Below are 24,592 nucleotides of genomic sequence, written 5' to 3' on the forward strand. Positions count from 1 at the left end.
TATCTAGGTTAGAAATATGTTACGCGCATATGGTTAATCAAGTTCCATATGGCAATTAGACGATAGGCCGTTGATATGCGGACAAAATAAGGCCGCCCAAGTCGAAACCGGGCGGCCTGTTGTAATGCCGTAACAATCGACCAGACCGATCAGACGCGGCGCTCGACCATCATCTTCTTGATCTCGGCAATCGCCTTGGCAGGGTTGAGACCCTTCGGGCAAGCCTGCGCGCAGTTCATGATCGTGTGGCAGCGATAGAGGCGGAAGGGATCCTCGAGATTGTCGAGACGTTCGCCGGTTGCCTCGTCTCTGGAGTCGATCAGCCAGCGATAGGCCTGCAGCAGAACAGCGGGACCGAGGTAACGGTCGCCATTCCACCAATAGCTCGGACAGGAGGCCGAGCAGCAGGCGCAGAGGATGCATTCGTAGAGACCGTCCAGCTTCTGGCGATCCTCATGGCTCTGCTTCCATTCCTTGGCTGGCGCCGGAGAAACGGTCTTGAGCCAAGGCTCGATCGAACGATGCTGCGCATAGAAATTGGTTAGGTCCGGGATGAGATCCTTGACGACCGGCATATGCGGCAGCGGATAGACCTTCACCGTGCCATTGATCTCGTCCATGCCCTTGGTGCAGGCGAGCGTGTTCGTACCATCGATGTTCATCGCGCACGAACCGCAGATGCCTTCGCGGCAGGAGCGGCGCAGCGTCAGCGTCGGGTCAATATTGTTCTTGATGTACAAAAGTCCATCGAGAACCATCGGACCGCAATCGTCAATATCGATATAGAACGTGTCAATGCGCGGGTTCTGACCATCATCAGGGTTCCAGCGATAGACGCGGTATTCGCGCACATTCTTGGCATTGGTCGGCTTCGGCCAGACCTTGCCTTCGGTCATCTGGGAGTTCTTGGGGAGAGCGAGTTCAACCATGTCCAGTTCCTCTTCAGATCAGTACACACGTGCCTTCGGCGCGATCTTGTAAGGATCGATGCCTTCGGCAATGAGTTCAGTGTGAACCGGGCGGTAGTCGAGTTTCACGTCGCCAGCCTCGTTGACCCAGGCCAGCGTATGCTTGCGCCAGTTGACGTCGTCGCGGCCGGAGAAAGGACCGTCGACATAATCTTCGCGGGCGTGGCTGCCACGGCTTTCCTTGCGGGCCTCGGCGCCATAGACCGTGGTGATCGCGTTTGCCATGAGGTTGTGCAGTTCGAGCGTTTCGACCAGATCGGAATTCCAGATCATCGAACGGTCGGTCACCTTGATGTCGGGCAATTCCTTCCAGATCGCCGAAATGCGGCGGCAGCCGCTTTCCAGCGCTTCCTGTGTGCGGAACACGGCCGCGTCTTCCTGCATGGCGCGCTGCATCTTGTCACGCAAGACGGCCGTCGGTGTCGAGCCGCTGGCATTGCGGATGCTGTCGAAGCGATCCATGATCTTGTCGCAGGCGGCAGTGTTCAGCGCCGGGATCGGCGCTGCACGGTCGATGACCTCTGCCGCGCGGATGGCAGCAGCACGACCGAAGACGACCAGGTCGATCAGCGAATTGGAGCCGAGACGGTTGGCGCCGTGAACCGAAGCGCAACCGGCTTCGCCGACCGCCATCAGGCCGGGCAGGACCCGTTCCGGATTGTCGCTGTCGGCATTCAGCACTTCACCCCAGTAATTGGTCGGGATGCCACCCATGTTGTAGTGCACGGTCGGCAGAACCGGGATCGGCTCGCGGGTCACGTCGACGCCGGCAAAGATCTTCGCCGATTCAGAAATACCCGGCAGGCGCTCGTTCAGAACTGCCGGATCCAGATGGTCGAGATGCAGGTAGATGTGGTCCTTGTTCTTGCCGACGCCGCGACCCTCGCGGATTTCCAGCGTCATGCAGCGCGAGACGACATCGCGCGAGGCAAGGTCCTTGGCCGACGGTGCGTAACGCTCCATGAAGCGTTCACCCTCGGAATTCACCAGGTAACCGCCTTCGCCGCGTGCCCCTTCGGTGATCAGGCAGCCCGCACCATAGATGCCGGTCGGATGGAACTGCACGAATTCCATATCCTGCAGGGGCAGGCCAGCGCGCGCAACCATGCCGCCGCCGTCGCCGGTGCAGGTATGGGCGGACGTGGCGGAGAAATAGGCGCGGCCATAACCGCCGGTCGCCAGCACAACCATCTTCGCCGAGAAGCGATGGATGGTGCCATCGTCGAGGTTCCAGGCGACGACGCCAGTGCATTTGCTGCCGTCCTCGGACATGATCAGGTCGAGGGCGAAATATTCGATGAAGAACTCGGCATTGTGCTTGAGCGACTGGCCATAGAGCGTGTGCAGGATGGCATGACCGGTCCGGTCGGCGGCGGCACAGGTGCGCTGTACCGGCGGGCCTTCGCCGTAGTTCTGCATGTGGCCGCCGAACGGGCGCTGGTAGATCTTGCCTTCCTCGTTGCGTGAGAATGGCACGCCGTAGTGCTCGAGCTCATAGACAGCCTTTGGTGCTTCCATGGCGAGATACTGCATGGCGTCGACGTCGCCGAGCCAGTCGGAGCCCTTGACGGTGTCGTAGAGATGCCACTGCCACGAGTCCGGCGTCATGTTGTTGAGCGAAGCGGCGATACCGCCCTGTGCCGCAACCGTATGCGAACGGGTCGGGAAGACCTTGGTGATGCAGGCGGTCTTGAAGCCCTGTTCCGCCATTCCGAGCGTCGCGCGCAGGCCGGCGCCGCCGGCGCCGACAACAACGACGTCGTAGGAATGGTCAACGTAGGTATAGGCCTTGCCGTTCGGCGCAGTGTTATGAGTGGATGCCATTTTGAATTATCCTACGAATGCGATCTTCAAGATGGCGAAAAGACAGAGAGCGCCCATCAAGACAGCGAAGAATGTGTTGAGCATCAAAAGCACGAGCTTCGGAATTTCCGCGTGCACGTAGTCTTCGACGATGACCTGCATGCCGAGCTTCATGTGAATGATGCCGGAGATGACCACCAGGCCCATGACCACGGCAACCAGCGGGTTCGACAGGGCAGCCGTCACTTCCGCATACGGCGCGCCGCCATACATGACGAGGAAGACCACGAAGATGATCAGGAGCGGAACATTGGCGACGGCCGTGACGCGTTGGCGCCAGAAATGCTCGGTGCCATCCTTGGCGGATCCAAGACCGCGAACCTTGCCGAGAGGTGTACGCATATCCATGAATTTATCTCCTTAGCGCACGATGTAGGCGATGACCCAGATCAGCGCGGTCAGACAGAGCGACACGACGAAGGAGACCTTCACCAGCTTGGTGGTAAAATGCTTCTCGAAGCCATAGCCGAGATCCCACATGAAATGGCGAAGGCCACTGAGCATGTGATACATCAGCGCCCAAGTGTAGCCGACCAGGATCAGCTTGCCGATGATCGAGTTCATCGCCCACTGGACCCAATCGTAATAGACACCACCCGACGCCGTGGCGATCAGCCACCAGGCGACAAGCACGGTACCGAAATACAGCGCCGCACCGGTGATACGGTGTAGGATCGACGCCATCATGGTCGGGATTGGCTTGTAAATTTGCAGATGCGGCGACAGAGGCCGGCTTTTCGTCACATTCGCCATCTAAACCTCGCGGCGTTTCGATGCGGTCCGAATTCTCGGAGATCCAATTACAGAATTTGCAGCCCAGATCGGGTGCACTGCATCACGGCTTTAATCCTCGTCACCCCGGACGACAAGCACATTCGCTTGACGTTTTCAATTTAATCGATTCGGGTCGATAGAACTTTAGCCTAGTCAGCACACCAATATCCCCCTTACGAAAAAACGACGTCGGCGGATGACTTTAGCAACTGTATGCGGCATTGTGCGTTAACGTTACGTTAACCAGGCTGCAAAGGAGCGCGCCCCATGACGGTCTATCGGTTCACGCTGACGGGTGCGGCTGCCATCGCAACGATCGCAATCTCCACGGCATCCATGGCCGGAGACTATCGCCAACACGGTCATCATAACCGGTCTCATCACAACCGGTCTCAGGCCGTGATCGGCGGCAACGGGCTTCCTTCGGTGGTACCGGGTGTCGGCACCTTTGCCGGAAGCATCGCGGCTGTCCGCATCAAGGGCAGTGGAATCTATTTCTATCGCGATGGCGCAGCCAGGCCTGCCGTCGTGTCCTACAAGGCGCCCAAGGCGCGGATCATCGAGATTTCAGAGGATGCGCCGGATGCCGCCTGCTCGTTTGAAGCCGGCGTCTGCGTGATTCGTCCCTGAACCTGCCGACCCGGATCAAATCACCTCAGACAAACCGCCAAACGGTGGTTTTCTTCACTTCGCTGTCTTCCAGCACCCGCGTGACCGGCACCTGATAGGTGGCAAGCTCCTCCAGATGCTCGGTCGGCCGGTAACTCCGGCCCGGATCGCCGACAAGGACCATCGTGCCGGAGGCGGCCAGCCGACCGAACCAAGCCTTCAGCGCGGCGGCAAAATCCCCGTCGTAAAACACGTCGCCGGCCAGAACGACATCCGCATCCACCGACATGCCGATCAGGTCGTCATTGGTGAAATCGAGCGTCACGCCATTGACCGCGGCATTCAGCCGCACGGCATTTTTCGCCCACGGATCGATATCTGCGGCGACCACATCGGAAGCCCCTGCCATCGCCGCAGCAATCGCCACAAGGCCGGAGCCGCTGGCGAAATCGAGAACCCGCTTGCCGCGCACGGTTTCGGGATGATCCAGAATATAGCGCGCGAGCCCTTGCCCGCCGGCCCAGGCAAACGCCCAGAACGGCGGCGGCAGGCCGATCGCCTCAAGATCAGCCTCGGTCTTCAGCCACAGGTCGTGAACCTCGCTCGCCAGATGCAGCCGGATTTCCGGCACATGCGGCGGCGCAAGCAGACTTGTATTGTCGAGGATGAAACGCTCGGGATCTGTTTTCAAAGGCTCAGACCGGCGGGTTTTCCAGCCCGCCCATGCGGCAGACCTCGAAATATTCCTCTTCCGTCACCGGCTGAACCGAAAGCCGCATGGATGTGACCAGCGCCATCTTTTCCAGCGCCGAACTTGCCTTCACGTCTTTCAGCGAGACGGGCTTCGGCATGTCGCAGACAGCCCGGATGTCGACGCAGTCCCAGCGGGCATCGCCTTCGGCGGTGGAATCCGGATGCGACAGGGCACAGACCTCGACGATACCGACGACTTCGAGCCCTTCGTTCGAATGATAGAAGAAGCCCTTGTCGCCGATCTTCATCGCCCGCATGTTGTTGCGCGCCAGATAGTTGCGCACGCCGGTCCATTCGGTACCGGCAGCACCCGCATCTTTCTGCATCTGCCAGGACCACTTGAACGGCTCGGACTTGTAGAGCCAGAATGCCATGGGCTTACGCCTCCGGGTTGTTGAAGACCCAGTTATAGGGCTTGATCTCGACGCTCTCGAACAGGCCGGCCTTGGCATAGGGATCCTGGGCTGCGAGAGCCTTGGCGTCCTCCAAGCTGTCGGCCGCGATCAGCAGCATAGAGCCGCAGGGCTTGCCATCGTTGTCGAGGAACGGGCCGCCGATCTTGAGCGTGCCGGCAGCGTTCAGACCGTTCAGCCATTCCACATGCGGCGGACGCGTTTCCATTCTGAGGTTGAGATGACCGGGCTTGTCGGCGCAAATGACGGCAAACAGCATGAAACGCTCCTTCGCGATGGGTTTATTCGGTGGTGATCGGACGTGACATCAACTGCGTGATCACGGTTGGAATATCAAGACGTCCATCGATGATCGCCGCCACCGCCTGGGTGATCGGCATCGAGACATTCAGGCCTTCGGCCAGACGGGCGGCAACGGTCGCGGCAAAGGCGCCTTCGACCAGCGGACCATTCCCCGCCGCCATATCCTCGCCACGGCCGAGGCCGATGCCGAAGCGCAGGTTGCGCGACTGGTGACTTGTCGCCGTCAGCACGAGGTCTCCCAGGCCGGACAGGCCGCGCACCGTATCGCCGCGCCCGCCCATCGCCTCGACCAGGCGCGACATTTCCGCAAGCCCACGCGCGATCAGCGCGGCCCGGGCCGAATCGCCCAAGCCCATGCCTTCGACCACACCACAGGCGATCGCCAGCACGTTTTTCAAAGCACCGCCAAGCTGCACGCCGACCCGGTCGTCCGAGGCATAGAGCCGGAATGTCTTGCCGGAGATCGCCTTTGCCAGCCGTTCGGCGATGGCAAGATCGGCGGCCGCGAGCGCCATTGCGGTGGGCAGTCCCTTGGCGATATCGGCGGCAAAGCCGGGACCGGACAGCACCGCAATCGGATGATCGGGAAGGGCCTCTTCCAGGACGTCGGTCAGAAGTCGGGCGGTCTGCTTTTCGATACCCTTGGCGCAGATCACGACGGGCACATCCCGGCCGAGGTGAGGACCATAGGCATGTGCCGCATCGACCTGCGCCTGCGACGGCATGGAAAACAGCACGATGTCGGCGTCCGCGATACCCTCCGGCTGCGACGAATAGCGCAGGGCTGCCGGCAGCCGGATGCCTGGCAAGGCCGCCTCATGGACGCCGGACGCCGCCAGATCCGCCATCAGCGAAGCGTCGCGGCCGACAAGCACGACATCCGCCCGGCCCTCTTGCGCCATGACCGCCGCGAGCGCCGTGCCGAAAGCGCCGGCACCGATAACCGCAATCCGGTCATGCCCGCTCATGCCTTGGCTCCGCGTTTGCCATAGGCAAGCAAGGCCTGGGCGCCGGCATCCAGCGGCCAGCGCGAACGCGGCGCGACATTCAGATCGTCGGGGGGCATCCCGAGCGCCATGCGCTCAAGGCCCGCCCAGGCGATCATCACGGCATTGTCGGTACACAGGTGATGCGGAGGGGCGACGAAGCGGAATCGGTGCTGGGCGCACAATTCATCCAGGGTGCGGCGCACTTCTTGGTTGGCGGCAACCCCACCGGCCACGACCAGCGCCGGTTCGACCGCATCGGGATAGGTTTCGTGGAAACGCTGCAGCCCTCGGCCGATACGGTCCATCAGCGTGCGCGAGATTGCGCGCTGGAACGAGGCGCAGATATCGGCAATATCCTGGTCGCTGACAGGCGCAATGCCTTCGGCCGCCTGCCGCACGGCGGTCTTCAGACCCGAAAACGAAAAGTCGAGCCGGGCTTCGCCGACCAGCGGTCTAGGAAAGGCGAACCGCTTGGCATTGCCGGTGGCGGCCGCACGCTCGACGGCCGGTCCACCCGGATAAGGCAGGCCGAGGAGCTTGGCGGTCTTATCGAATGCCTCGCCCAGTGCATCGTCGATCGTCGTGCCCCAGCGCTCATAGTTGCCGACGCCCTTGACCAGCACGAGCTGCGTATGCCCCCCGGAGACCAGCAGCATGAGATAGGGGAAAGCCACACCATCGGTCAGCCGCGCCGTCAGCGCATGGCCTTCCAGATGGTTGATGGCATAGAGCGGCTTGCCAGAGGCGCGCGCCATCGCCTTGCCGGTCATCAGTCCGACCAGCAGGCCGCCGATCAGGCCCGGACCGGAAGTCGCCGCGATCGCATCGACATCGGCAAGCGTGATGCCAGCGCGGGTCAGCGCCTCTTCGATCAGCGTATCGAGCGCCTCGACATGCGCCCGCGCTGCGATTTCCGGCACGACGCCGCCATAGGCGCTGTGCTCGTCCAGCTGGCTGAGGACAACGTCGGCCTCCGTAACGGCGGTCCCGTCGGGAAGGCGCGTGACCACTGCGGCAGCCGTTTCGTCACAGCTGGTTTCGAGACCGAGAATACGGAGTTGCGACGTCATGGACCCTGTTCATTGATTGCGGTGGCCGGGAAACCGGTCTACGAGGACTGTCGGTAACAACGGATCTGATCGGATGCAAACAAAACCTTTCCGCATCGGCACACGCGGAAGTCCGCTGGCGCTTGCCCAGGCCTACGAGACACGCAATCGCCTGATGCAGGCCCACAATCTGCCGGAGGAAATGTTCGAGATCGTCGTCCTCTCGACAAAAGGGGACCGGATCACCGACCGTTCCCTGTCGGAGATCGGCGGCAAGGGCCTCTTCACCGAGGAACTGGAGCAGCAGCTGAGCTCGGGCGAACTCGATCTTGCCGTCCATTCCTCCAAGGACATGCCGACGAAATTGCCCGATGGCCTGTATCTTTCCGCCTTTCTGCCACGCGAGGACGTGCGCGATGCCGTTGTCGGCCGCACGGCCCCCACCCTCCAGGAACTCCCGCAGGGTGCAACCGTCGGCTCTTCGTCGCTGCGCCGCCAGGCCCTGATCCGCCGCCTCCGGCCCGACGTCAAGGTCATCACATTCCGCGGTCTCGTCGACACACGGCTGCGCAAGCTTGCGGACGGCGAAGTAGATGCGACACTGCTCGCCTTGGCCGGCCTCAAGCGCCTCGGCAAGCCGGATATCCCGACGCAGCTGCTCGACCCTACCGACTTTCCGCCGGCACCTGCCCAGGGCGCGATCTGCATCGAGAGCCGGATCGGCGACACTCGCATCAACGGACTGCTTGACGCCATCAACGATCGCCCGACATCCGATGCAGTCACTTGCGAGCGGGCCTTCCTGAGCGCGCTTGACGGCTCCTGCCGCACGCCGATCGGCGGCCTGGCCACCATCGATGGCGATGAGCTTCGTTTTTCGGGAACGATCCTGACACCGGACGGCAGCCAGTCCTTCGACATCACCGCAGAAGGCCATGTCTCGGACGCCACGAAGCTTGGCCGAGAGGCCGGCGAAGCAATCCGCTTCAAAGCCGGCAGCAGCTTCTTCTCCAGTTGGAGTTGAATCCATGCGCGTTCTGGTGACGCGACCCGAGCCGTCAGCGGAGAGCACCGCAGCCCAGCTCCTGCAACGCGGCCACCAGCCGGTGCTCCTGCCGCTGATGCGGGCCCATCACCAGCCCGAGGCACTTCGCCAGGCCTTGGCGGATGTATCGCATCTCCCCAGCTCCCTCATCGTCACCAGTGCCGAGGCGATGCGTGTCCTGGCCGGCGCCAGCTTGGATCTGTCGCCCCTGCTGGCACTGCGCCTGTTCGCCGTCGGTACGACGACAGCCGAGGCTGCCGGCAATCTCGGCTTTACCCGTGTCACCATCGGCGGTGGCGATGGTGAGGCCTTGGCCGATTGCCTTCTGGCCGACGATAAAACCGAACCAGACGGGCAGATTTTGTACCTGGCAGGCACGCCGCGATCATCTTCTTTGGAAGAAAAGCTAATTTCCGCCAATGTGAACCTCGCCGTCGCGGAATGCTACCGGATGCTGCCGGTCGATCACCACGCAGAGAGGCTCAAAGCCGCCCTCGATCCGTTGCCGGATGTTGTCCTGCTTTATTCGGCTGAAACCGCCCGGCATTTTCTCTCCCTGCCCCCCGTGGCTAAAGACACCGGACGGATCAAGGCCCTGCGCCTTTTGTGCCTGAGCGAGAAGATTGCCGAGACCTTGCCCGCCGATCTTCGTCCCATGGCCGCCTGGCCCCTGGAGCCGCGTGAGGATCTTCTTCTCGATCTCATCTGAAGGTCGCAGCCGCTAAATCCATCTTCACCCTTTCCTTCCAGAGACTGACTGACTACGTTTATGTCGATGCTGGGAAATGAAGAGGTTGCCATGGTTTCCGGAAAGCCACCCCGCCGATCGAAGTCCTCGGACGATCCGGTCACGATTGACCTGTCCGCAGAGGAAACCGGCGCGCCAACCACCGCTGCAGACGCAGTCGCCGCCTCTGACACGGTTTCAGATGACGAGCGGACCTCTGTCGATGTCCCCGTAACGCCTGTCGACGATGCTGAACCGATCGGCATCCAGGCCGAGCCACCACCGGCCCCCGAGCCGGAAGCAGAGCCATTGCGAATACTAGAGCCAGAACCGATGCCATATCCGTCCGATGAGGAGACGGTTGCACAACCCGCTGCCTCATCCCGTGAACAGACCCGCCAGTCACCGGCCACATCGACGCTGATTGCCTCCGGTATCTTTGGTGGCCTGGTTGCCCTGGCACTCGCCGGCAGCATGCAATATGCGGGCATCGTCCCGGGAATTGGCCCAGAGCAACCAAGCACTGCAGCACCGGCCGACAACACTGAACTCCAGGCCCTGAAGGCCGAAGTGGCGCGCCTTGCAGCGGCACAGTCCGCCCCGGCAGCCGACAGCGGACTGGCCAACCAAGAACTGGCCGACCGCGTTGCGGCACTGGAAGCCTCCGCTCAAGCCGCCAGCTCGGCCACGCCGCCAATCGATGCGGCAGCGCTCAACGAACTCAATGCCCAGATTACCCTCTCCAGGGATGCCATCGCCGCCTTGCGTAGCGACGTCGCCAGCAATGCCGAGGCACTGAACCAGAGCGAGGCGCGTCTGGCCGAGGCGGAAAAGAAGATCGAAGAGCCACGCAACGACGTGGAAATGGCCCGCGCCATCGCGCTGGCCGGCTTGAAGACTGCCATCGATCGCGGCGGTCCCTTCATGTCCGAACTGGACGCGCTGAGAAGCGTCGCACCGGATGATCCCGCCGTGCAATCGCTTTCGCCCATGGCTGCGACCGGCATTCCGTCGCGCGCCGACATCGCCAACGGATTTGCCGAAACGGCCGATACGATCCTTGCCGCCATCCATCAGCCTGATCCGAACCAGGGCATTGCCGACCGTCTGCTGTCCGGCGCCTTGTCGGTGATCAAGGTTCGCCCCGTTGGCAATATCGAGGGTGAAACGCCCGAAGCCATCGTTGCCCGCATCGAGAACAAGCTTCAGAACGGCGACCTGAAGGGCGCTTCCCTCGAATGGCAAACGCTGCCGGAAGCCGGCAAGGTCGCCTCGTCCGACTTTGCCGAAACCTTGAACCGCAGGGTCGAGGTCGAAGCCACAATCGGTGAAGCTCTGACCCGGACCGTTGGCGGGACATCTGCCGGGACAACCGGCGGGACGGGAGGCTGAGATCATGGCGACAGTTGTAAAAATCCTGTTCTTTTTCATCACCATTCTCGTTCTCGGCTTCGGCTTCTCCTGGCTGGCCGATCGGCCCGGATCCCTGTCGATCATCTGGGAAGGCCAGTTGATCGAGATGAGCCTGATGGTTGCCGCCACGATCGTGATCGGCATCGTGGCTATCGTGATGGCCTTCTGGTGGCTGTTTCGCACGCTCTGGACATCGCCGCATTCCGTCCGCCGCTACTTCCGCGCCCGCACCCGTGACCGTGGCTATCAAGCCCTGTCGACCGGCCTGATTGCCGCCGGCTCTGGCAATGCCATCCTTGCCCGCAAGATGAGTGCCCGCGCCCGCGGTCTTCTGCGCGCCGACCAGGAGCCGCTGATCCTGGTGTTGGATGCCCAGGCGGCCATCATCGAAGGCCGCCACGACGAGGCACGGCGGATTTTCCAGCAGATGTCGGAGGATCCCGAAACCAAGGAACTCGGCCTGCGCGGTCTCTATGTCGAGGCAAGCCGCCTGGGCGCCCATGAGGCTGCCCGGCAATATGCAGAAACAGCCGCCGAAAAGGCTCCCTATTTGCCATGGGCCGCCAAGGCGACGCTGGAATATCGCTGCCGCGCCGGTCACTGGGACGATGCCATCCGTCTGCTCGACCAGCAGAGGGTCGCCCATGTTCTGGACCGCCACGAGGCTGACCGTTTGAAGGCAGTGCTGTTGACCGCCAAGGCTGAGGACCAGTTCGAGGGTGAGCCGGCGGCCGCCCGCGATCATGCCCTGAAGGCGCTGAAGCTTGCCAAGGACCTCGTCCCGGCGGCCATCATCGCAGCCAAGGCCTATCTGCGGGAAGACAATCTGCGCAAGGCGGCCAGTACCCTGGAGCAGGTCTGGAAACTATCGCCACATCCTGAAATCGCCCAGGCCTATGTGAGGGCCAGAAGCGGCGACAGTGCTGTCGATCGTCTCAAAAAAGCTGAAAAGCTTGAATCCTTGAAGCCGAACAATATCGAATCCCTGCTGGCCGTTGCCGAGGCCGCGCTTGATGCGCAGGAGTTCGGCAAGGCACGCGCCAAGGCAGAGGCGGCCGCCCGGATCGAATCACGCGAGCGCGTCTACCTGCTGCTCGCCGATATCGAGGAGGCCGAGACTGGCGACCAGGGCAGGATACGCCATTGGATGGGCCAGGCGGTCAAGGCGGCACGCGATCCCGCATGGGTGGCGGACGGCCACGTCTCCGAACGCTGGATGCCGGTCTCGCCAGTCACCGGCCGCCTGGACGCCTTCGAATGGAAGGTACCCTTCGATCAGCTTGAGGGGCCTGTCGAGGAGGGTTATGTCTCAGGCGCCGAAAGGGCATTGGGAACGCTGCCGCCGATCGCAGTAAGAGATCCGGCACCGGCACCAAGGGTCGTCGACGGCGAGCAATTCATTGTCGTCGAAGAAAAATCGAAGGCTGTGGCAAACGACACATTGGCCACACCTGTTCCCGCAGCGCTTACGGAACAAAAGGTCAAACCGGACGTCATAGCGGAGCCGTTCTTCGGTCGTCCACCCGATGACCCCGGTGTCAAAGATCCGCACAACGCAGGCACGGAAGCAAAGACCCGGCTCAAACTTTTCTGATAGGATTTCCATGCTCGAACGTCTGCAATCCTTTTTTCAATCGATCACGCAAGACCGCCCCCCGGCGGTTTTCGCGCCTGATGATCCTCGCATTGCTGTCGCTGCCCTCTGTTTTCAGGTGATGGAAGCCGACGGCGTGGTCCGCGATGCAGAAAGGAAAAAACTGCGCGCGATCCTGCAGGAGCAATACGATCTCGATGAGGCCAAGCTTGAAGCCCTGATTGCCGCCGGCCAGGAAGCGGAAAGTGAAGCTGTCGATTACTATCGCTTCACCACCGATCTGAAGCGCCACCTGGACGAACCGGCCCGTGAACAATTGATCGGCATCCTCTGGGACATCGTCTATGCCGACGGAAGCCGTAGCGAGATGGAGGATCACGCCCTCTGGCGCGTTGCCGACCTGCTCGGCGTCTCATCGCGTGGACGGGTGATCCAGCGCCAGGAGGCCGAAGCCCGCGCGGGACTGGGAGCAAGCGACGATGCTCCATGACCCGACACGCAGCAGGGTAAAACAGCCTATCCTGATCGTCCTGCACCAGGAGCGGTCGAGCCCAGGCCGTGTCGGCCAGATGCTGGAGGAAAAAGGCTATCCACTCGACATTCGACGACCCGTACTCGGGGAAGCCTTACCGTCGACGCTGGTCAATCATGCGGGTGCGGTGGTTTTTGGCGGACCGATGAGCGCCAATGATCCCGACGATTTCGTCAAGCGCGAGATCGATTGGCTCGATATCCCGCTCAAGGAAAACAAGCCTTATCTTGGCATTTGTCTCGGTGCGCAGATGCTGGTTCGCCATCTCGGTGGCAAGGTCGAAGCCGATCGCGAGCAGCGCACGGAAATAGGCTGGTATCAGATCCGCCCGACGGAGCATGGCCGCCTGCTGATGCACTGGCCGCAGATGGTCTATCATTTCCATCGCGAAGGTTTCAGCCTGCCGCAGGGCGCCAAACTTCTGGCAGAAGGCGACGTTTATCCGAACCAGGCGTTTCGCTACGGCACGAACGCCTGGGGCGTGCAGTTCCACGCCGAACTGACCCGCGCCATGATGCATCGCTGGGTCGTGCATGGCGCACACCGTTTCGTCCTGCCCAACGCACAACAGGGCCGTGACCACCTTGACGGACGCATGATCTTCGACGCGCCGCTCAAGGCCTGGCTATCGAACTTTCTCGACCTGATATTCGAGAAGTCTCATTTGCCCGCCTGAGGCTCCGGCGCTTGCAGACTGTCGATCTTGCGCAGTTGCGGAAAGCCGAACGCCCACAGCCCGGCGACGGCCAGTGTGCCGACGCCACCGACGACCACGGCTGCGACCGGACCGATGAAATGCGCCATCGTGCCGGCGCGAAACTCGCCAAGCTCGTTCGACGCCCCGACAAACACCATGTTGACTGCATTGACGCGGCCACGCACCTCATCCGGCGTCCAGAGCGCGATCAGCGTTTCGCGCACATACACCGACGCCATGTCGGCAGCCCCCATCAGCATCAGCGCAAGGATAGACACCCAGGCGGTCTGCGACAGGCCGAACATGATCGTGCCGACACCGAACAGGGCCACGCCAACGAACATGAACACACCGGCATTGTGGCGAACCGGATAGCTTGCCAGCGCAATGGCAACGACAATCGCGCCGATGCCCGGCGCCGCGCGCAACAGCCCAAGGCCCCATGGCCCGAGCGTCAGGATATCGCGTGCAAAGACCGGCATGAGCGCGACCGCGCCGCCGAGAAGTACGGCAAACAGATCAAGCGAGATTGCCCCGAGCACGATCTTCTCACCGAAGATGAAGCGGAAGCCGGCCAATAGCGTGTCCTTTGTGACCGCCTTGCTCGACATGCGCTGGGCAGGCCGCTCAACCAGGAAGACCAGAACGGCAGCCCCGAGAAAAAACGCCAGCGACATCGAATAGGCGAGCACCGGACTTGCGCCATACAGCAATCCGCCCGCAACAGGACCGATGATCGACGCGGTCTGCCAGGACGACGAATTCCAGGCCACCGCATTGGCAAGATCCGCAGGCGGTACCAGATTGGGGGCGAGGGACTGGACCGCGGGCGCAGCAAACGCCCGTTCGATGCCGAAGATCACGAGAATGGCGAAGACGATCGTCGGTTCGAACGCGTCCGTGAGCGTCAGACCCAGCATGGCCGCAGCACAAAGCGAACTCAGCACCATGCAGGCAGCAACGATCGCCCGGCGATTGTAGCGGTCGGCAACGGAACCCGTGACGAGGATCAGCAGCAGGGCGGGGAGAAACTGCACCAGCCCTATCAGGCCGAGATAGAAGGCGCTGCCGGTCTGGTCGTACATTTGCCAGCCTACCGAAACGCTGAGGATCTGGGTGGCAAAGGCACCCAGAAAACGGGCAAAGAAGAACCGCGCATAGGACTTGTGCCGGAACGCAGCAAAGCGGTCGCCGGCGGAAGAAGGGGTCATGGCACAACTTTCAGAAACAGCGGGACAAACGAGCCCGTTAAACATGATTTCGAATGCGGGCGCCCCATCCACTTGTCCGTTAAGTCGCCAATGTCTACATCTCTGTCAACCAAGAAATGGAGACTTGAATGCTTGCGCTATTTCAAACCATCGATCTCGTACTCAGCATCTTCACCTGGATTCTGATCGGCAGCGCGATCTTCTCGTGGCTCTACGCCTTCAATGTCATCAATTCGAGCAACCGCTTCGTCGCGTCGCTCGGGTCGTTCTTCTACAATGTCACCGAGCCGGTCCTGCGCCCGATCCGTCGTTTCATGCCCGATCTCGGCGGCATCGACATTTCGCCGATCGTCGTTCTTGTGCTGATCTTCTTCGCCCGTTCGCTGCTGTGGAACACGATCTACCCGCTGGTGGCGTGAACACGCCCTACCGTCTTGGTGCCGACCATCTGCTGCTCGCCATACGGCTGACGCCGAATGGCGGGCGCTACTTGCTTGATGGCGCAGAGACGGCAGCCGACGGACAGGTTCATCTGAAGGCCAGGGTTACGGCCGTGCCCGAGAAGGGAAAGGCCAACAAGGCCCTGATTGCGCTGGTCTCCAAGACGCTCCGCTGCCCCAAGTCCGCGATCGCGGTTATATCCGGCGACACCTCCAGACAAAAAATCCTCCGGATCGATGGCGACCCGGAGGATTTGGCGGAGAGGCTTGAAGCCCTTCTGGCTCGCTAGAGCTTATTTCTTTTCTTCGTTGGCGCGCTGAATCGATTCGAGGATCAACTGCTTGGCGACATCCACGTCGCGCCAGCCGCCGATCTTGACCCACTTGCCCGGCTCGAGATCCTTGTAGTGCTCGAAGAAGTGCTGGATCTGCTTGAGCGTAATTTCCGGCAGGTCGGTATAGTTGGTGATCTTGTCGTAACGGCGGGTCAGCTTGGGAACCGGAACGGCGAGGATCTTTTCATCCATGCCGCCATCGTCTTCCATCAGCATGACACCGATCGGACGAACATTGATCACGCAGCCCGGCACCAGCGGGCGTGTGTTGCAGATCAGCACGTCAAGCGGATCGCCGTCGAGGCAGAGCGTATGCGGCACGAAACCGTAGTTACCCGGATAGGTCATCGGGGTGTAGAGGAAGCGGTCGACCACCAGCGTGCCGGCTTCCTTGTCCATTTCATACTTGATCGGTTGACCGCCAACCGGAACTTCAACGATGACGTTGATGTCGTCAGGCGGATTCTTGCCAATGGCAATTGCATCGATGCGCATTTTGGACCCCGTGGGAGTGTTGAAATCCCGCGTTTCCTAAAGCGAAAGATGGCGCATTGCAACACGGCTTTGGGCGAAGCTTGGGAATGGTAAAGAGCAGCAGCAATCCCGATCGCGATCACAGGACTGCACGGGTGGGAGGAATAGCACCAATAGTGGCGGCTGATACGGTCGCGTCGACGAAAGCTTTCGCTGTGATGCCTAGGAAAAAGTCAGGCTCAGTTCCAGACGAAACCCAGCTTCTTCAGATGCACGTCGTCGAAATCTTCCATGCCTTCGACAGTATCGATTCCCCCGTTTGAGCGGAAGAAGCCGGCAGCGATGTCGCTATCTTCCAGGCACCAGACGACCATGCCGTCGCAGCCAAGCGATTTCAGCAGCCGGCGCGCCTCGTTGAACAGCGCATAGCCAAGTCCAATACCCTGATACTCCGGGCGCAGGTAGATTTCATAGATCTCGCCCTCATGCGGCAGGGCACGGGCGCGATTGAGGCCAAGGGAGGCATAACCGGCTACAACGCCAGCCACCTCGACCACCAGGATCGTGGCGGGTCCGCGTGTCGCCTTGCGCCACCAGGCTTCGCCGCGGCGCTCGATCATCCGGGTGAGCGCACGATGGGGAATGATGCCGGAATAGGCGTGCAGCCACGCGCTGCGATGAGCTTCCGCAATCGCCGCACCGTCGCGGGGATCGGCAAGGCGCATATCAATCGACAACGTCTTCATAACGTCACTCTCGTCCTCGCTGAAACCGCTCGACGGCTCATCCGTCAGTCGATTTCCGATCCCATCATCTGGACCACACACGAAAATTTAACGCTTTTTTAACCCAACCCGCAAGCACCTATGCCCCCCATGCACAAACAAAAACCCCGGCATTTCTGCCGGGGTTCGAAACGATCAAACTGATTTGGACGATCAGGCGATCTTTGCCTTGCCGAAACGCTTGCGGTCGTTGGCATCCAGATAGGTCTTGCGCAGACGAATGTTTTTCGGTGTCACTTCCATCAACTCGTCATCCTGGATCCAGGACAAGGCGCGATCGAGCGTCATGCGGATCGGCGGAGTGAGACGCACAGCTTCGTCCTTGCCGGCCGAACGAATGTTGGTGAGCTGCTTGCCCTTCAACACGTTGACTTCAAGGTCGTTGTCGCGCGAGTGGATGCCGATGATCATGCCGGCATAAACCTTTTCGCCCGGCTCAATGATCATCGGACCACGATCTTCCAGGTTGAACATGGCGTAGGCCACAGCTTCGCCAGACTGGTTCGACAGCAGAACGCCGTTCGTACGACCGCCGATCTCGCCCTTGTACGCCTGATAATCATGGAACAGACGGTTCATGATCGCGGTGCCGCGGGTGTCGGTCAGAAGTTCCGACTGATAGCCGATCAGGCCGCGGGTCGGCGCGAAGAACTTCAGGCGCACGCGGCTACCACCGGAGGGGCGGAGCTCGGCCAATTCGGCTTTACGCTCGGACATCTTCTGAACAACGATACCGGAATGTTCTTCATCAACGTCGATGACGACTTCTTCGATCGGCTCCATCACATTGCCGTCTTCATCCTTGTGCATGACGACACGCGGACGCGACACGGCAAGCTCGAAGCCTTCACGACGCATGGTTTCGATCAGGACAGCGAGCTGCAATTCGCCACGGCCGGACACGAAGAACGAATCCTTGCCGTCCGACTCTTCGATCTTCAGCGCAACATTGCCTTCGGCTTCCTTGAACAGGCGGTCGCGGATGACACGGCTCGTGACCTTGTCACCTTCCGTACCGGCCAGCGGGCTGTCATTGACGAGGAAGGACATGGTAACGGTCGGCGGATCGATCGGCTGGGCGGTCATTGCTTCGGTGACCGACGGATCACAGAAGGTGTCGGCAACCGTGCCCTTGGATAGACCTGCGATAGCAACGATGTCGCCGGCATGGGCTTCTTCGATCGGCTGACGCTCGATGCCGCGGAACGCGAGGATCTTCGAGATACGGCCGGTTTCAACCGTCTTGCCGTCCTGGGCGAGAACCTTGACCGACTGGTTCGGCTTGATCGAGCCGGAAGCGATACGGCCTGTGATGATGCGGCCAAGGAAGGGGTTGGCTTCCAGCAGTGTGCCGATCATGCGGAACGGGCCTTCGCCAACATTCGGCTCGGGAACGTGTTCGAGAACCAGGTCAAGCAGGGGCGCCAGGCCCTGGTCCTTCGGACCTTCCGGGTTGACGTTCATCCAGCCATCGCGACCCGAACCGTAGAGGATCGGGAAGTCGAGCTGCTCGTCGGTAGCGTCGAGATTGGCAAACAGGTCGAAGACTTCGTTGATGACTTCTTCGTGGCGGCCGTCCGGGCGGTCGATCTTGTTGATCGCAACGATCGGGCGCAGGCCGACCTTCAGAGCCTTTGAAACGACGAACTTGGTCTGCGGCATTGGGCCTTCAGACGAGTCGACGAGAACAATCGCACCATCCACCATCGACAGGATACGCTCGACTTCGCCGCCGAAGTCGGCGTGGCCGGGGGTGTCGACGATGTTGATGCGCGTGCCCTTCCACTCGATCGAGGTCGCCTTGGCGAGGATGGTGATGCCACGCTCTTTTTCGAGGTCGTTCGAGTCCATCATGCGCTCAACCGTGCGCTGGTTTTCGCGGAACGAACCGGACTGCTTCAGGAGCTCGTCGACGAGCGTTGTTTTTCCATGGTCGACGTGCGCGATAATCGCGATGTTGCGCATTTTCATGATAAGGATCTCTGATGGCTTTGGAGCAAGTGCCGGAGTAGTGCCGGTGGCGCGCCTGTTACTTTGGGGCGCTCATAACCTTTTTTTTGCAATTGCGAAAGAGGGGAAACCGCCGGCACCGAATCAATGGTTACCGGCGGCGCAGAAAATCGGCCTTTTCTTGCAGGCAGACTAAGCCGCAAGCCCCTTTTTCTTTAGCATCGCCTCGGGCGTCGGCATCCGTCCGCGAAAGGCCATGTAAGCCTCTTCCGGATCGACGGAGCCACCCACCGAGTAGATGTTTTCCTTGAGCTTTCGGGCCGTTTCCGGATCGAACGCATTGCCGGTTTCCTCAAATGCCGAAAACGCGTCCGCGTCCAGAACTTCCGACCACATGTAGGAATAGTAGCCGGCCGAATAGCCGTCGCCGGAAAAAACATGCTGGAAATGCGGTGTGGCGTGACGCATCACCATGGACGCCGGCATGCCGATTTTCGCAAGCACCGCCGTCTGCACGGCGATCGGATCCTCGACGGCACCTTGCGTATGGAACGCCATGTCGACCAGCGCCGAAGACGTGAATTCCACCGTATTGAAGCCGGAGTTGAATGTGCGGGCCGCCAGAACCTTGTCAAGCAGGGCTTGCGGCATCGACTCGCCGGTTTCCACATGCACGGCATAGGTCTTCAGCACGTCCGGTACGGTCAGCCAGTGTTCGTAGAGTTGCGACGGCAATTCGACGAAATCACGCGAAACGCTGGTGCCCGATACCGACGGATAGGTCACGTTCGACAGCATGCCATGGGCAGCATGGCCGAATTCGTGAAACAGCGTGCGCGCATCATCGAGCGACAGCAGCGCCGGCCGCCCCGGCTCCGGCTTGGCAAAATTGCAGACATTGTAGATGATCGGGATCTCACCGACATGCCCGTTCTTCAAGGTCAGCCGGTGTTGCGACTGGAACGAGCTCATCCATGCACCCGAACGCTTCGAGGGGCGGGCGAAGTAATCTCCGAGGAACAGCGCAACCAGCCGATCGGAACTGTCGCGGATCTCGAAGACACGGACGTCGGGATGATATCCGACAACATCCGGCATCGGCACGGCCTTGATGCCAAAGATGCGACCGGCGACATCGAAGCAAGCCTCGATGATCTTTTCAAGTTGCAGATAGGGCTTCAACTCGGCTTCGGAGAAATCGAATTTGCGAGCGCGCAGCTTTTCCGCATAATGGCGCCAGTCCCAAGGCGCCACCGCATGGTTACGACCTTCCTCGGCGATCAGCGCGGCCAGTTCCCGTTCCTCGCCCTCGGCTTGCTTGACGGCCTTCTCCCACACCTTCATCAACAGCCCATTCACCGCGTCCGGCGTTTTGGCCATGGTATTGTCGAGCTTGAGGCTGGCATAATCCTTGTATCCCAGAAGCGCGGCCTTTTCGGCACGAAGTGCCAGTGTTTCCTTGACGATGTCGCGATTGTCGGTGGCGCCGCCATTGATGCCGCGCGCCGTCCAGGCCTTGAACGCTGCCTCGCGCAAATCGCGGCGCTCGGAGAAAGTCAGAAACGGTTCGATGATCGATCGCGACAGTGTCACCACATAGGCGTGTCCGCCCACATGGGCAGCCGCAGCCGAGGCCATGGCATCGCGCAGAAAACCCGGAATTCCCGCAAGGTCATCCTCGCCGGCCAGCGGCAGGGTCCATGAACTCTCATCTGCAAGCACGTTCTGGCCGAATTGCGCCCCGAGGCTCGCCAGTCGCTCATTGATCGCAGCCAGGCGCTCCTGCTCCACCTTGGGGAGCTTTGCACCCGATTTGACAAACCCCTTCCAGTGCCGCTCCAAGACACGCGCTTCCTCGAGCGTCAGCCCCAGGGTATCGCGCTGGTTCCACAGCGTATCGATCCGCTGAAACAGAGCCGCATTCATGCCGATCCTTGAATAGTGACGCGACATCTTCGGCGCTATCTCACGCTCCAGCGCCTGGATGGCCGGATTGGTATGCGCCCCTGCCCGGTTCCAAAACAGCGCCGACACCCGGGACAGAGTGTCGCCCGCCAGTTCAAGCTCGACGATCGTGTTGATAAAACTCGGCGCCGCCGGATTGCCCGCAACCGCTTCGATCTCAGCGTCATGTTCCGCCAGCGCCACGTCGAAGGCCGGTGCGAAATCGCCATCGGCAATCTCCTCGAATTTCGGCAGGCCATGCGGCCCCGTCCATTCGACAACGGCAGGATTATAGGCGGGGGAACAAGTCATAAGCGTCTCCTTCGTTGCGCTTCCAAACCGCGAAGCGCCTTCATCCGATATGCTATCGCGACGAACCGATGACAAGCACGCAAAAAGCAGTGAACAAAAATGAATATGCCCCACAACTTTGTTCCATCAACATTGACGAAAATTAGAACAGGGAGATAGATCGAACTATCCTATGAAAGGATGGTGTGTGCCATGGAAGTGTTTCCGATACGGCCGATTGGCGGCCCTTCACTGAAGATCAAGGAAAGCAACCTCCAGCAAGAGGTCAAGCTGAGCGAGCTGTCGGTGAAGCCTCTCGTCTCGCGAGAACGCGAGACATTCGAGGAAGCACTTTCTGTTTTTGCCAGCATGACCCCGCGGCGGCTGCGGGAGATTGCCACCGAGAGCTTTGACCGCGCCGAAATCGACGAGGATACCTATCGAGAACTGTCCACCGAGCTGCCGCTGCAAGCCGTGGATCGCCATGGCAACGTTGCCGACCTTTCCAATCTCACCGACAATACTGAATTCGACTATGCCGAATACTATCGTACCCAGCATGCATTGGCAGAAATGATCGGCAATCTCGACAACGCCGACTCTTATGCAAAAATCCTCGATTTCTTCGGCCGCACAAGCTAAGCGGATCCAGGCGCGCTAAAAACACAAAATATTCTCGCCTTCGTGAAATTCGCGAATTATGGCTGGTCCGGATTATGTCCGGCCCCAGCAAAGTCTGGTTTACCGGACATGGTCCGGCCAGCGACACCCGCGGCGCCGAATTCCATCACTTGCGAAAGCAGATCACATGACACAGGCTCGCATGAGCGAGAGGCGAACCTCGCTGATCGGCGCGCTGCTGACGGCGATCGGGCCGATCTCCATGGCGATCTACACGCCGGCCATGCCGCAACTGGTCGCGGCCTTCGATACGACCAGTTCGGCGATCAAGCTCAGCCTGTCACTCTATTTCGCCGGTTTCGCCGTGGCGCAACTGGTCGCAGGCCCCGTCTCGGATGCCTTTGGCCGCCGCAAGGCAACGCTCGCCTTCCTGCTGATCTACCTCGCTGGCAGCATCGTCGCGGCACTTGCCTCGACAGTGGACCTGTTGCTGGCCGGCCGCCTGATCCAAGGCATCGGCGCATCGGTCGGCGTCACCGTCTCTCGTGCCATCGTCCGCGACCAGTTCACCGGCAGCGAGGCGGCCCGCATCCTCAACATGATCGGCATCATGCTGGCTGTCGGACCGGCAGCCGGCCCGACGCTGGGCGGTATCGCGCTATCCCTGGCCGGCTGGCAGGCGGTCTTCTACCTGATGGTTGGCTTCGGTCTCCTGAGTGTAGCCGTTGTAATCCTGGGCATGAGCGAAACCACCGTCCCGGATCGCGCCAGGATAAGGCCACGCCGCATCCTGAGCGCCTATCGCACATTGATCGCGGATCCACGCGTGCTTTTCCCGTCGCTGGTCCTCGGCGGCTGCGTCGGCGCCCTTTACGCACAATCGACCATGCTGCCCTTCATATTGATCGATCGTGTCGGATTGTCCCCGGCTCAGTTTGGCGTCGGCATGTTGATGCAGTCCGGTTTCTTCTTCGCCGGTTCGGTGGCTTTGCGTTTGCTCGCCCCACGGCTCGGCGAAACCCGCGCCTTGCGGCTTGGCCTTGCGATGGCAGCCACTGGCGGAATGATCATCGCCCTGTCGGTACGCATGCTGGAGCCGAGTTTCCTCTCGATCATGGGACCGGTGGCACTCTGCTCCTTCGGCATCGCCTTTATCATCCCTTACATCACCACGGCCGGCCTGGAGCCGCATCCCGAGATTGCCGGGTCAGCAGCTGCGCTGATCGGCTTCGTCCAGATGGCATCGGGTTTTGCCGGTGGGGTCGCCGCCTCGCTGCTGACCGATCCGCTGACCGCCTTCGGAACAATCATTCCAGTCATGGAGATCGGCGCACTGCTGGCCTACCTCGCCTACCTCACCTTCCTGCGCGGCAGCAAAACGCAGGCATGAAAATACCCGCCGTCCGGGGACGGCGGGTTCGGGCAAATCAAGCGTCTTCAGGCCGGCTAAAAGCCAAACCTGGTCATTTGCCGAGATTGCGCTTGGCGAGCGTGCGCAGGCGAAGGGCGTTCAACTTGATGAAGCCGGCCGCATCCTTCTGGTCATAAGCGCCCTGGTCGTCCTCGAACGTGACCAGTTGGTCGGAATAGAGCGACTTGGGCGATTCGCGGCCGATGACCATAACATTGCCCTTGTAGAGCTTCAGCGTCACTTCGCCCTCGACATGCTCCTGGCTCTTGTCGATCAGCGCCTGCAGCATTTCGCGTTCCGGAGAGTACCAGAAGCCGTAATAGATCAGCTCGGCGTAACGCGGCATGATCTCGTCCTTGAGATGGGCGGCACCACGATCGAGGGTGATCGATTCGATCGCGCGGTGCGCCGACAGGAGGATCGTGCCACCGGGCGTCTCGTAGACGCCGCGCGATTTCATGCCGACAAAGCGGTTTTCGACCAGGTCCAGACGACCGATACCATTGTCGCGGCCGTAATCGTTGAGGGCCGCCAGCAACGTCGCCGGGCTCATGCGCACGCCATTGATCGAAACGGCATCACCCTTTTCAAAGCCGACCTTGATGGTCGTCGCCTTGTCGGGCGCAGCTTCCGGCGAAATCGTCCGCATATGCACGTATTCCGGCGCCTCGACGGACGGATCTTCCAGAACCTTGCCTTCGGACGACGAATGCAGAAGGTTGGCGTCGACGGAGAACGGTGCCTCGCCCTTCTTGTCCTTGGCAACAGGGATCTGGTTCTGTTCGGCAAACGCCAGTAGGTCCGTACGGCTCTTGAAGGCCCAGTCGCGCCACGGTGCGATGATCTTGATGTCCGGGTTCAGTGCATAGGCCGACAGTTCGAAACGAACCTGGTCATTGCCCTTGCCGGTCGCGCCATGCGCAATGGCATCGGCACCGGTCTTCCTGGCGATCTCGATCAGGTGCTTGGAGATCAGCGGACGGGCAATCGACGTGCCGAGCAGATAGACGCCTTCATAGACGGCATTGGCACGAAACATCGGAAAGACGAAATCGCGGACGAACTCTTCGCGGACATCTTCGATGAAGATTTCCTTGATGCCCATCATCTCGGCCTTCTTGCGCGCCGGCTCGAGCTCTTCGCCCTGGCCAAGGTCGGCAGTGAAGGTGACGACTTCAGCACCGAGTTCGGTCTGCAGCCACTTCAGGATGATCGAGGTATCGAGGCCGCCGGAATAAGCGAGAACGACCTTTTTGACGTCTTTCGGGAGTGCCATGATGATAAAGTCCGTTGATGAAGGCGAGCCCGACCAACCTGGGCCCCTGGTTTGGCGGCACTTTTAGCCGGATTCCGGCGCGGTGCAAGGGCAAGCGCGCCGCTGGAGGTCGCTTCCGCGACTTT

The 24,592-nt window shown here is 60.8% G+C and carries 26 protein-coding genes; 11 read left to right on the plus strand and 15 right to left on the minus strand.

The features are described from left to right. Positions 1-149 precede the first annotated feature (149 nt). Genes LQ231_RS00615 through sdhC form a run of 4 tightly spaced genes read right to left on the minus strand, consistent with a single transcriptional unit; the run spans position 150 to position 3,584 of the window. On the minus strand, positions 150-929 hold the full coding sequence (locus LQ231_RS00615) for a succinate dehydrogenase iron-sulfur subunit (RefSeq protein WP_113142663.1): 780 nt from the start codon (positions 927-929) through the stop codon (positions 150-152). Between the two features lie 18 nt (positions 930-947). Further along, positions 948-2,792 (minus strand): succinate dehydrogenase flavoprotein subunit, encoded by a 1,845-nt coding sequence (sdhA, locus tag LQ231_RS00620; RefSeq protein WP_230169884.1) that lies wholly within the window; start codon positions 2,790-2,792, stop codon positions 948-950. 6 nt (positions 2,793-2,798) lie between these two features. After that, positions 2,799-3,179 (minus strand): succinate dehydrogenase, hydrophobic membrane anchor protein, encoded by a 381-nt coding sequence (sdhD, locus tag LQ231_RS00625; RefSeq protein WP_230169885.1) that lies wholly within the window; start codon positions 3,177-3,179, stop codon positions 2,799-2,801. 12 nt (positions 3,180-3,191) lie between these two features. Beyond that, positions 3,192-3,584 carry a succinate dehydrogenase, cytochrome b556 subunit gene (gene sdhC / locus LQ231_RS00630; RefSeq protein WP_230169886.1) on the minus strand — a complete coding sequence of 131 codons (393 nt, stop codon included), beginning with the start codon at positions 3,582-3,584 and terminating at the stop codon, positions 3,192-3,194. Between the two features lie 288 nt (positions 3,585-3,872). Between sdhC and LQ231_RS00635 the strand changes: the two genes are divergently transcribed. Continuing rightward, complete coding sequence (locus LQ231_RS00635) at positions 3,873-4,235, plus strand: hypothetical protein (RefSeq protein WP_230169887.1); 363 nt, start codon at positions 3,873-3,875, stop codon at positions 4,233-4,235. 25 nt (positions 4,236-4,260) lie between these two features. Here the strand turns inward: LQ231_RS00635 and LQ231_RS00640 are convergent, their stop codons facing one another. Genes LQ231_RS00640 through tsaD form a run of 5 tightly spaced genes read right to left on the minus strand, consistent with a single transcriptional unit; the run spans position 4,261 to position 7,742 of the window. Beyond that, positions 4,261-4,905: a methyltransferase gene (locus LQ231_RS00640; protein WP_230169888.1), complete on the minus strand. Its 645-nt coding sequence runs from the start codon at positions 4,903-4,905 to the stop codon at positions 4,261-4,263. Positions 4,906-4,909: 4 nt separating this feature from the next. Further along, positions 4,910-5,341 carry an EVE domain-containing protein gene (locus LQ231_RS00645; RefSeq protein ID WP_113142669.1) on the minus strand — a complete coding sequence of 144 codons (432 nt, stop codon included), beginning with the start codon at positions 5,339-5,341 and terminating at the stop codon, positions 4,910-4,912. Between the two features lie 4 nt (positions 5,342-5,345). After that, positions 5,346-5,639: a YciI-like protein gene (locus LQ231_RS00650; RefSeq protein WP_230169889.1), complete on the minus strand. Its 294-nt coding sequence runs from the start codon at positions 5,637-5,639 to the stop codon at positions 5,346-5,348. A gap of 22 nt (positions 5,640-5,661) precedes the next feature. Then, positions 5,662-6,651 carry an NAD(P)H-dependent glycerol-3-phosphate dehydrogenase gene (locus tag LQ231_RS00655; protein ID WP_230169890.1) on the minus strand — a complete coding sequence of 330 codons (990 nt, stop codon included), beginning with the start codon at positions 6,649-6,651 and terminating at the stop codon, positions 5,662-5,664. Continuing rightward, positions 6,648-7,742 carry a tRNA (adenosine(37)-N6)-threonylcarbamoyltransferase complex transferase subunit TsaD gene (tsaD, locus tag LQ231_RS00660; protein ID WP_230169891.1) on the minus strand — a complete coding sequence of 365 codons (1,095 nt, stop codon included), beginning with the start codon at positions 7,740-7,742 and terminating at the stop codon, positions 6,648-6,650. Before tsaD ends, LQ231_RS00655 begins: the two co-directional genes overlap by 4 nt. A 73-nt stretch (positions 7,743-7,815) precedes the next feature. On the opposite strand from tsaD, the gene hemC reads away from it, so the two are divergent. The 6 genes from hemC (at position 7,816) to LQ231_RS00690 (ending at position 13,708) form a co-directional block, all read left to right on the plus strand. Beyond that, positions 7,816-8,745 (plus strand): hydroxymethylbilane synthase, encoded by a 930-nt coding sequence (gene hemC, locus LQ231_RS00665; RefSeq protein WP_230169892.1) that lies wholly within the window; start codon positions 7,816-7,818, stop codon positions 8,743-8,745. A 4-nt stretch (positions 8,746-8,749) separates the two neighbouring features. Beyond that, the gene (locus tag LQ231_RS00670) at positions 8,750-9,475 is read left to right on the plus strand and encodes a uroporphyrinogen-III synthase (RefSeq protein WP_230169893.1); all 726 of its coding nucleotides are present in this window, start codon (positions 8,750-8,752) and stop codon (positions 9,473-9,475) included. A gap of 90 nt (positions 9,476-9,565) precedes the next feature. Further along, entirely contained in the window at positions 9,566-10,885 is a 1,320-nt protein-coding gene (locus LQ231_RS00675) for a mitofilin family membrane protein (protein ID WP_230169894.1), read from the plus strand. Between the two features lie 4 nt (positions 10,886-10,889). Continuing rightward, entirely contained in the window at positions 10,890-12,500 is a 1,611-nt protein-coding gene (locus LQ231_RS00680; protein ID WP_230169895.1) for a heme biosynthesis protein HemY, read from the plus strand. A gap of 10 nt (positions 12,501-12,510) precedes the next feature. Further along, the gene (locus tag LQ231_RS00685; protein WP_230169896.1) at positions 12,511-12,990 is read left to right on the plus strand and encodes a TerB family tellurite resistance protein; all 480 of its coding nucleotides are present in this window, start codon (positions 12,511-12,513) and stop codon (positions 12,988-12,990) included. Further along, complete coding sequence (locus LQ231_RS00690) at positions 12,980-13,708, plus strand: glutamine amidotransferase (RefSeq protein WP_113142677.1); 729 nt, start codon at positions 12,980-12,982, stop codon at positions 13,706-13,708. The genes LQ231_RS00685 and LQ231_RS00690 overlap by 11 nt, the downstream gene beginning before the upstream one ends. Here the strand turns inward: LQ231_RS00690 and LQ231_RS00695 are convergent. After that, positions 13,693-14,940 (minus strand): MFS transporter, encoded by a 1,248-nt coding sequence (locus LQ231_RS00695; RefSeq protein ID WP_230169897.1) that lies wholly within the window; start codon positions 14,938-14,940, stop codon positions 13,693-13,695. The two genes, LQ231_RS00690 and LQ231_RS00695, sit on opposite strands and share 16 nt — an antisense overlap. Before the next feature lie 128 nt (positions 14,941-15,068). Between LQ231_RS00695 and LQ231_RS00700 the strand changes: the two genes are divergently transcribed. Together LQ231_RS00700 and LQ231_RS00705 are read left to right on the plus strand one after the other, a co-directional pair. Further along, positions 15,069-15,359, plus strand: coding sequence for a YggT family protein (locus LQ231_RS00700; protein ID WP_007605860.1), 291 nt, complete (start codon positions 15,069-15,071; stop codon positions 15,357-15,359). After that, a complete protein-coding gene (locus tag LQ231_RS00705) occupies positions 15,356-15,670 on the plus strand; it encodes a DUF167 domain-containing protein (protein WP_230169898.1) in 315 nt (104 codons plus the stop codon). The genes LQ231_RS00700 and LQ231_RS00705 overlap by 4 nt, the downstream gene beginning before the upstream one ends. Positions 15,671-15,673: 3 nt before the next feature. Here LQ231_RS00705 and ppa read toward each other — a convergent pair whose 3' ends face one another. The 4 genes from ppa to LQ231_RS00725 all read right to left on the minus strand — a co-directional run bounded on the left by ppa (position 15,674) and on the right by LQ231_RS00725 (position 21,180). Then, a complete protein-coding gene (ppa, locus tag LQ231_RS00710; RefSeq protein ID WP_113142680.1) occupies positions 15,674-16,210 on the minus strand; it encodes an inorganic diphosphatase in 537 nt (178 codons plus the stop codon). 218 nt (positions 16,211-16,428) lie between these two features. After that, positions 16,429-16,935, minus strand: coding sequence for a GNAT family N-acetyltransferase (locus LQ231_RS00715; RefSeq protein ID WP_230169899.1), 507 nt, complete (start codon positions 16,933-16,935; stop codon positions 16,429-16,431). Between the two features lie 192 nt (positions 16,936-17,127). Next, complete coding sequence (gene typA, locus LQ231_RS00720; protein ID WP_230169900.1) at positions 17,128-18,945, minus strand: translational GTPase TypA; 1,818 nt, start codon at positions 18,943-18,945, stop codon at positions 17,128-17,130. A 171-nt stretch (positions 18,946-19,116) separates the two neighbouring features. Beyond that, a complete protein-coding gene (locus tag LQ231_RS00725; RefSeq protein WP_230169901.1) occupies positions 19,117-21,180 on the minus strand; it encodes a M3 family metallopeptidase in 2,064 nt (687 codons plus the stop codon). Positions 21,181-21,372: 192 nt separating this feature from the next. Between LQ231_RS00725 and LQ231_RS00730 the strand changes: the two genes are divergently transcribed. Then, on the plus strand, positions 21,373-21,801 hold the full coding sequence (locus tag LQ231_RS00730; RefSeq protein WP_113142684.1) for a hypothetical protein: 429 nt from the start codon (positions 21,373-21,375) through the stop codon (positions 21,799-21,801). Between the two features lie 166 nt (positions 21,802-21,967). Continuing rightward, positions 21,968-23,170, plus strand: coding sequence for a multidrug effflux MFS transporter (locus LQ231_RS00735; RefSeq protein WP_230169902.1), 1,203 nt, complete (start codon positions 21,968-21,970; stop codon positions 23,168-23,170). 73 nt (positions 23,171-23,243) lie between these two features. Here the strand turns inward: LQ231_RS00735 and LQ231_RS00740 are convergent, their stop codons facing one another. Then, a complete protein-coding gene (locus tag LQ231_RS00740; protein WP_230169903.1) occupies positions 23,244-24,467 on the minus strand; it encodes an argininosuccinate synthase in 1,224 nt (407 codons plus the stop codon). Positions 24,468-24,592 lie beyond the last annotated feature (125 nt).

It is taken from the genome of Rhizobium sp. CECT 9324 (assembly GCF_918741265.1).
In the GTDB taxonomy this organism is placed as follows: Bacteria; Pseudomonadota; Alphaproteobacteria; order Rhizobiales; family Rhizobiaceae; genus Allorhizobium.

What these genes read in the sequence shown, in the direction of transcription:
- LQ231_RS00615 (WP_113142663.1), bottom strand. Translation starts at nt 929, where the DNA reads ATGGTTGAACTCGCTCTCCCCAAGAACTCCCAGATGACCGAAGGCAAG.
- sdhA (WP_230169884.1), bottom strand. Translation starts at nt 2,792, where the DNA reads ATGGCATCCACTCATAACACTGCGCCGAACGGCAAGGCCTATACCTAC.
- sdhD (WP_230169885.1), bottom strand. Translation starts at nt 3,179, where the DNA reads ATGGATATGCGTACACCTCTCGGCAAGGTTCGCGGTCTTGGATCCGCC.
- sdhC (WP_230169886.1), bottom strand. Translation starts at nt 3,584, where the DNA reads ATGGCGAATGTGACGAAAAGCCGGCCTCTGTCGCCGCATCTGCAAATT.
- LQ231_RS00635 (WP_230169887.1), top strand. Translation starts at nt 3,873, where the DNA reads ATGACGGTCTATCGGTTCACGCTGACGGGTGCGGCTGCCATCGCAACG.
- LQ231_RS00645 (WP_113142669.1), bottom strand. Translation starts at nt 5,341, where the DNA reads ATGGCATTCTGGCTCTACAAGTCCGAGCCGTTCAAGTGGTCCTGGCAG.
- LQ231_RS00650 (WP_230169889.1), bottom strand. Translation starts at nt 5,639, where the DNA reads ATGCTGTTTGCCGTCATTTGCGCCGACAAGCCCGGTCATCTCAACCTC.
- LQ231_RS00655 (WP_230169890.1), bottom strand. Translation starts at nt 6,651, where the DNA reads ATGAGCGGGCATGACCGGATTGCGGTTATCGGTGCCGGCGCTTTCGGC.
- tsaD (WP_230169891.1), bottom strand. Translation starts at nt 7,742, where the DNA reads ATGACGTCGCAACTCCGTATTCTCGGTCTCGAAACCAGCTGTGACGAA.
- hemC (WP_230169892.1), top strand. Translation starts at nt 7,816, where the DNA reads ATGCAAACAAAACCTTTCCGCATCGGCACACGCGGAAGTCCGCTGGCG.
- LQ231_RS00670 (WP_230169893.1), top strand. Translation starts at nt 8,750, where the DNA reads ATGCGCGTTCTGGTGACGCGACCCGAGCCGTCAGCGGAGAGCACCGCA.
- LQ231_RS00675 (WP_230169894.1), top strand. Translation starts at nt 9,566, where the DNA reads ATGGTTTCCGGAAAGCCACCCCGCCGATCGAAGTCCTCGGACGATCCG.
- LQ231_RS00680 (WP_230169895.1), top strand. Translation starts at nt 10,890, where the DNA reads ATGGCGACAGTTGTAAAAATCCTGTTCTTTTTCATCACCATTCTCGTT.
- LQ231_RS00685 (WP_230169896.1), top strand. Translation starts at nt 12,511, where the DNA reads ATGCTCGAACGTCTGCAATCCTTTTTTCAATCGATCACGCAAGACCGC.
- LQ231_RS00690 (WP_113142677.1), top strand. Translation starts at nt 12,980, where the DNA reads ATGCTCCATGACCCGACACGCAGCAGGGTAAAACAGCCTATCCTGATC.
- LQ231_RS00695 (WP_230169897.1), bottom strand. Translation starts at nt 14,940, where the DNA reads ATGACCCCTTCTTCCGCCGGCGACCGCTTTGCTGCGTTCCGGCACAAG.
- LQ231_RS00700 (WP_007605860.1), top strand. Translation starts at nt 15,069, where the DNA reads ATGCTTGCGCTATTTCAAACCATCGATCTCGTACTCAGCATCTTCACC.
- ppa (WP_113142680.1), bottom strand. Translation starts at nt 16,210, where the DNA reads ATGCGCATCGATGCAATTGCCATTGGCAAGAATCCGCCTGACGACATC.
- LQ231_RS00715 (WP_230169899.1), bottom strand. Translation starts at nt 16,935, where the DNA reads ATGAAGACGTTGTCGATTGATATGCGCCTTGCCGATCCCCGCGACGGT.
- typA (WP_230169900.1), bottom strand. Translation starts at nt 18,945, where the DNA reads ATGAAAATGCGCAACATCGCGATTATCGCGCACGTCGACCATGGAAAA.
- LQ231_RS00725 (WP_230169901.1), bottom strand. Translation starts at nt 21,180, where the DNA reads ATGACTTGTTCCCCCGCCTATAATCCTGCCGTTGTCGAATGGACGGGG.
- LQ231_RS00730 (WP_113142684.1), top strand. Translation starts at nt 21,373, where the DNA reads ATGGAAGTGTTTCCGATACGGCCGATTGGCGGCCCTTCACTGAAGATC.
- LQ231_RS00735 (WP_230169902.1), top strand. Translation starts at nt 21,968, where the DNA reads ATGACACAGGCTCGCATGAGCGAGAGGCGAACCTCGCTGATCGGCGCG.
- LQ231_RS00740 (WP_230169903.1), bottom strand. Translation starts at nt 24,467, where the DNA reads ATGGCACTCCCGAAAGACGTCAAAAAGGTCGTTCTCGCTTATTCCGGC.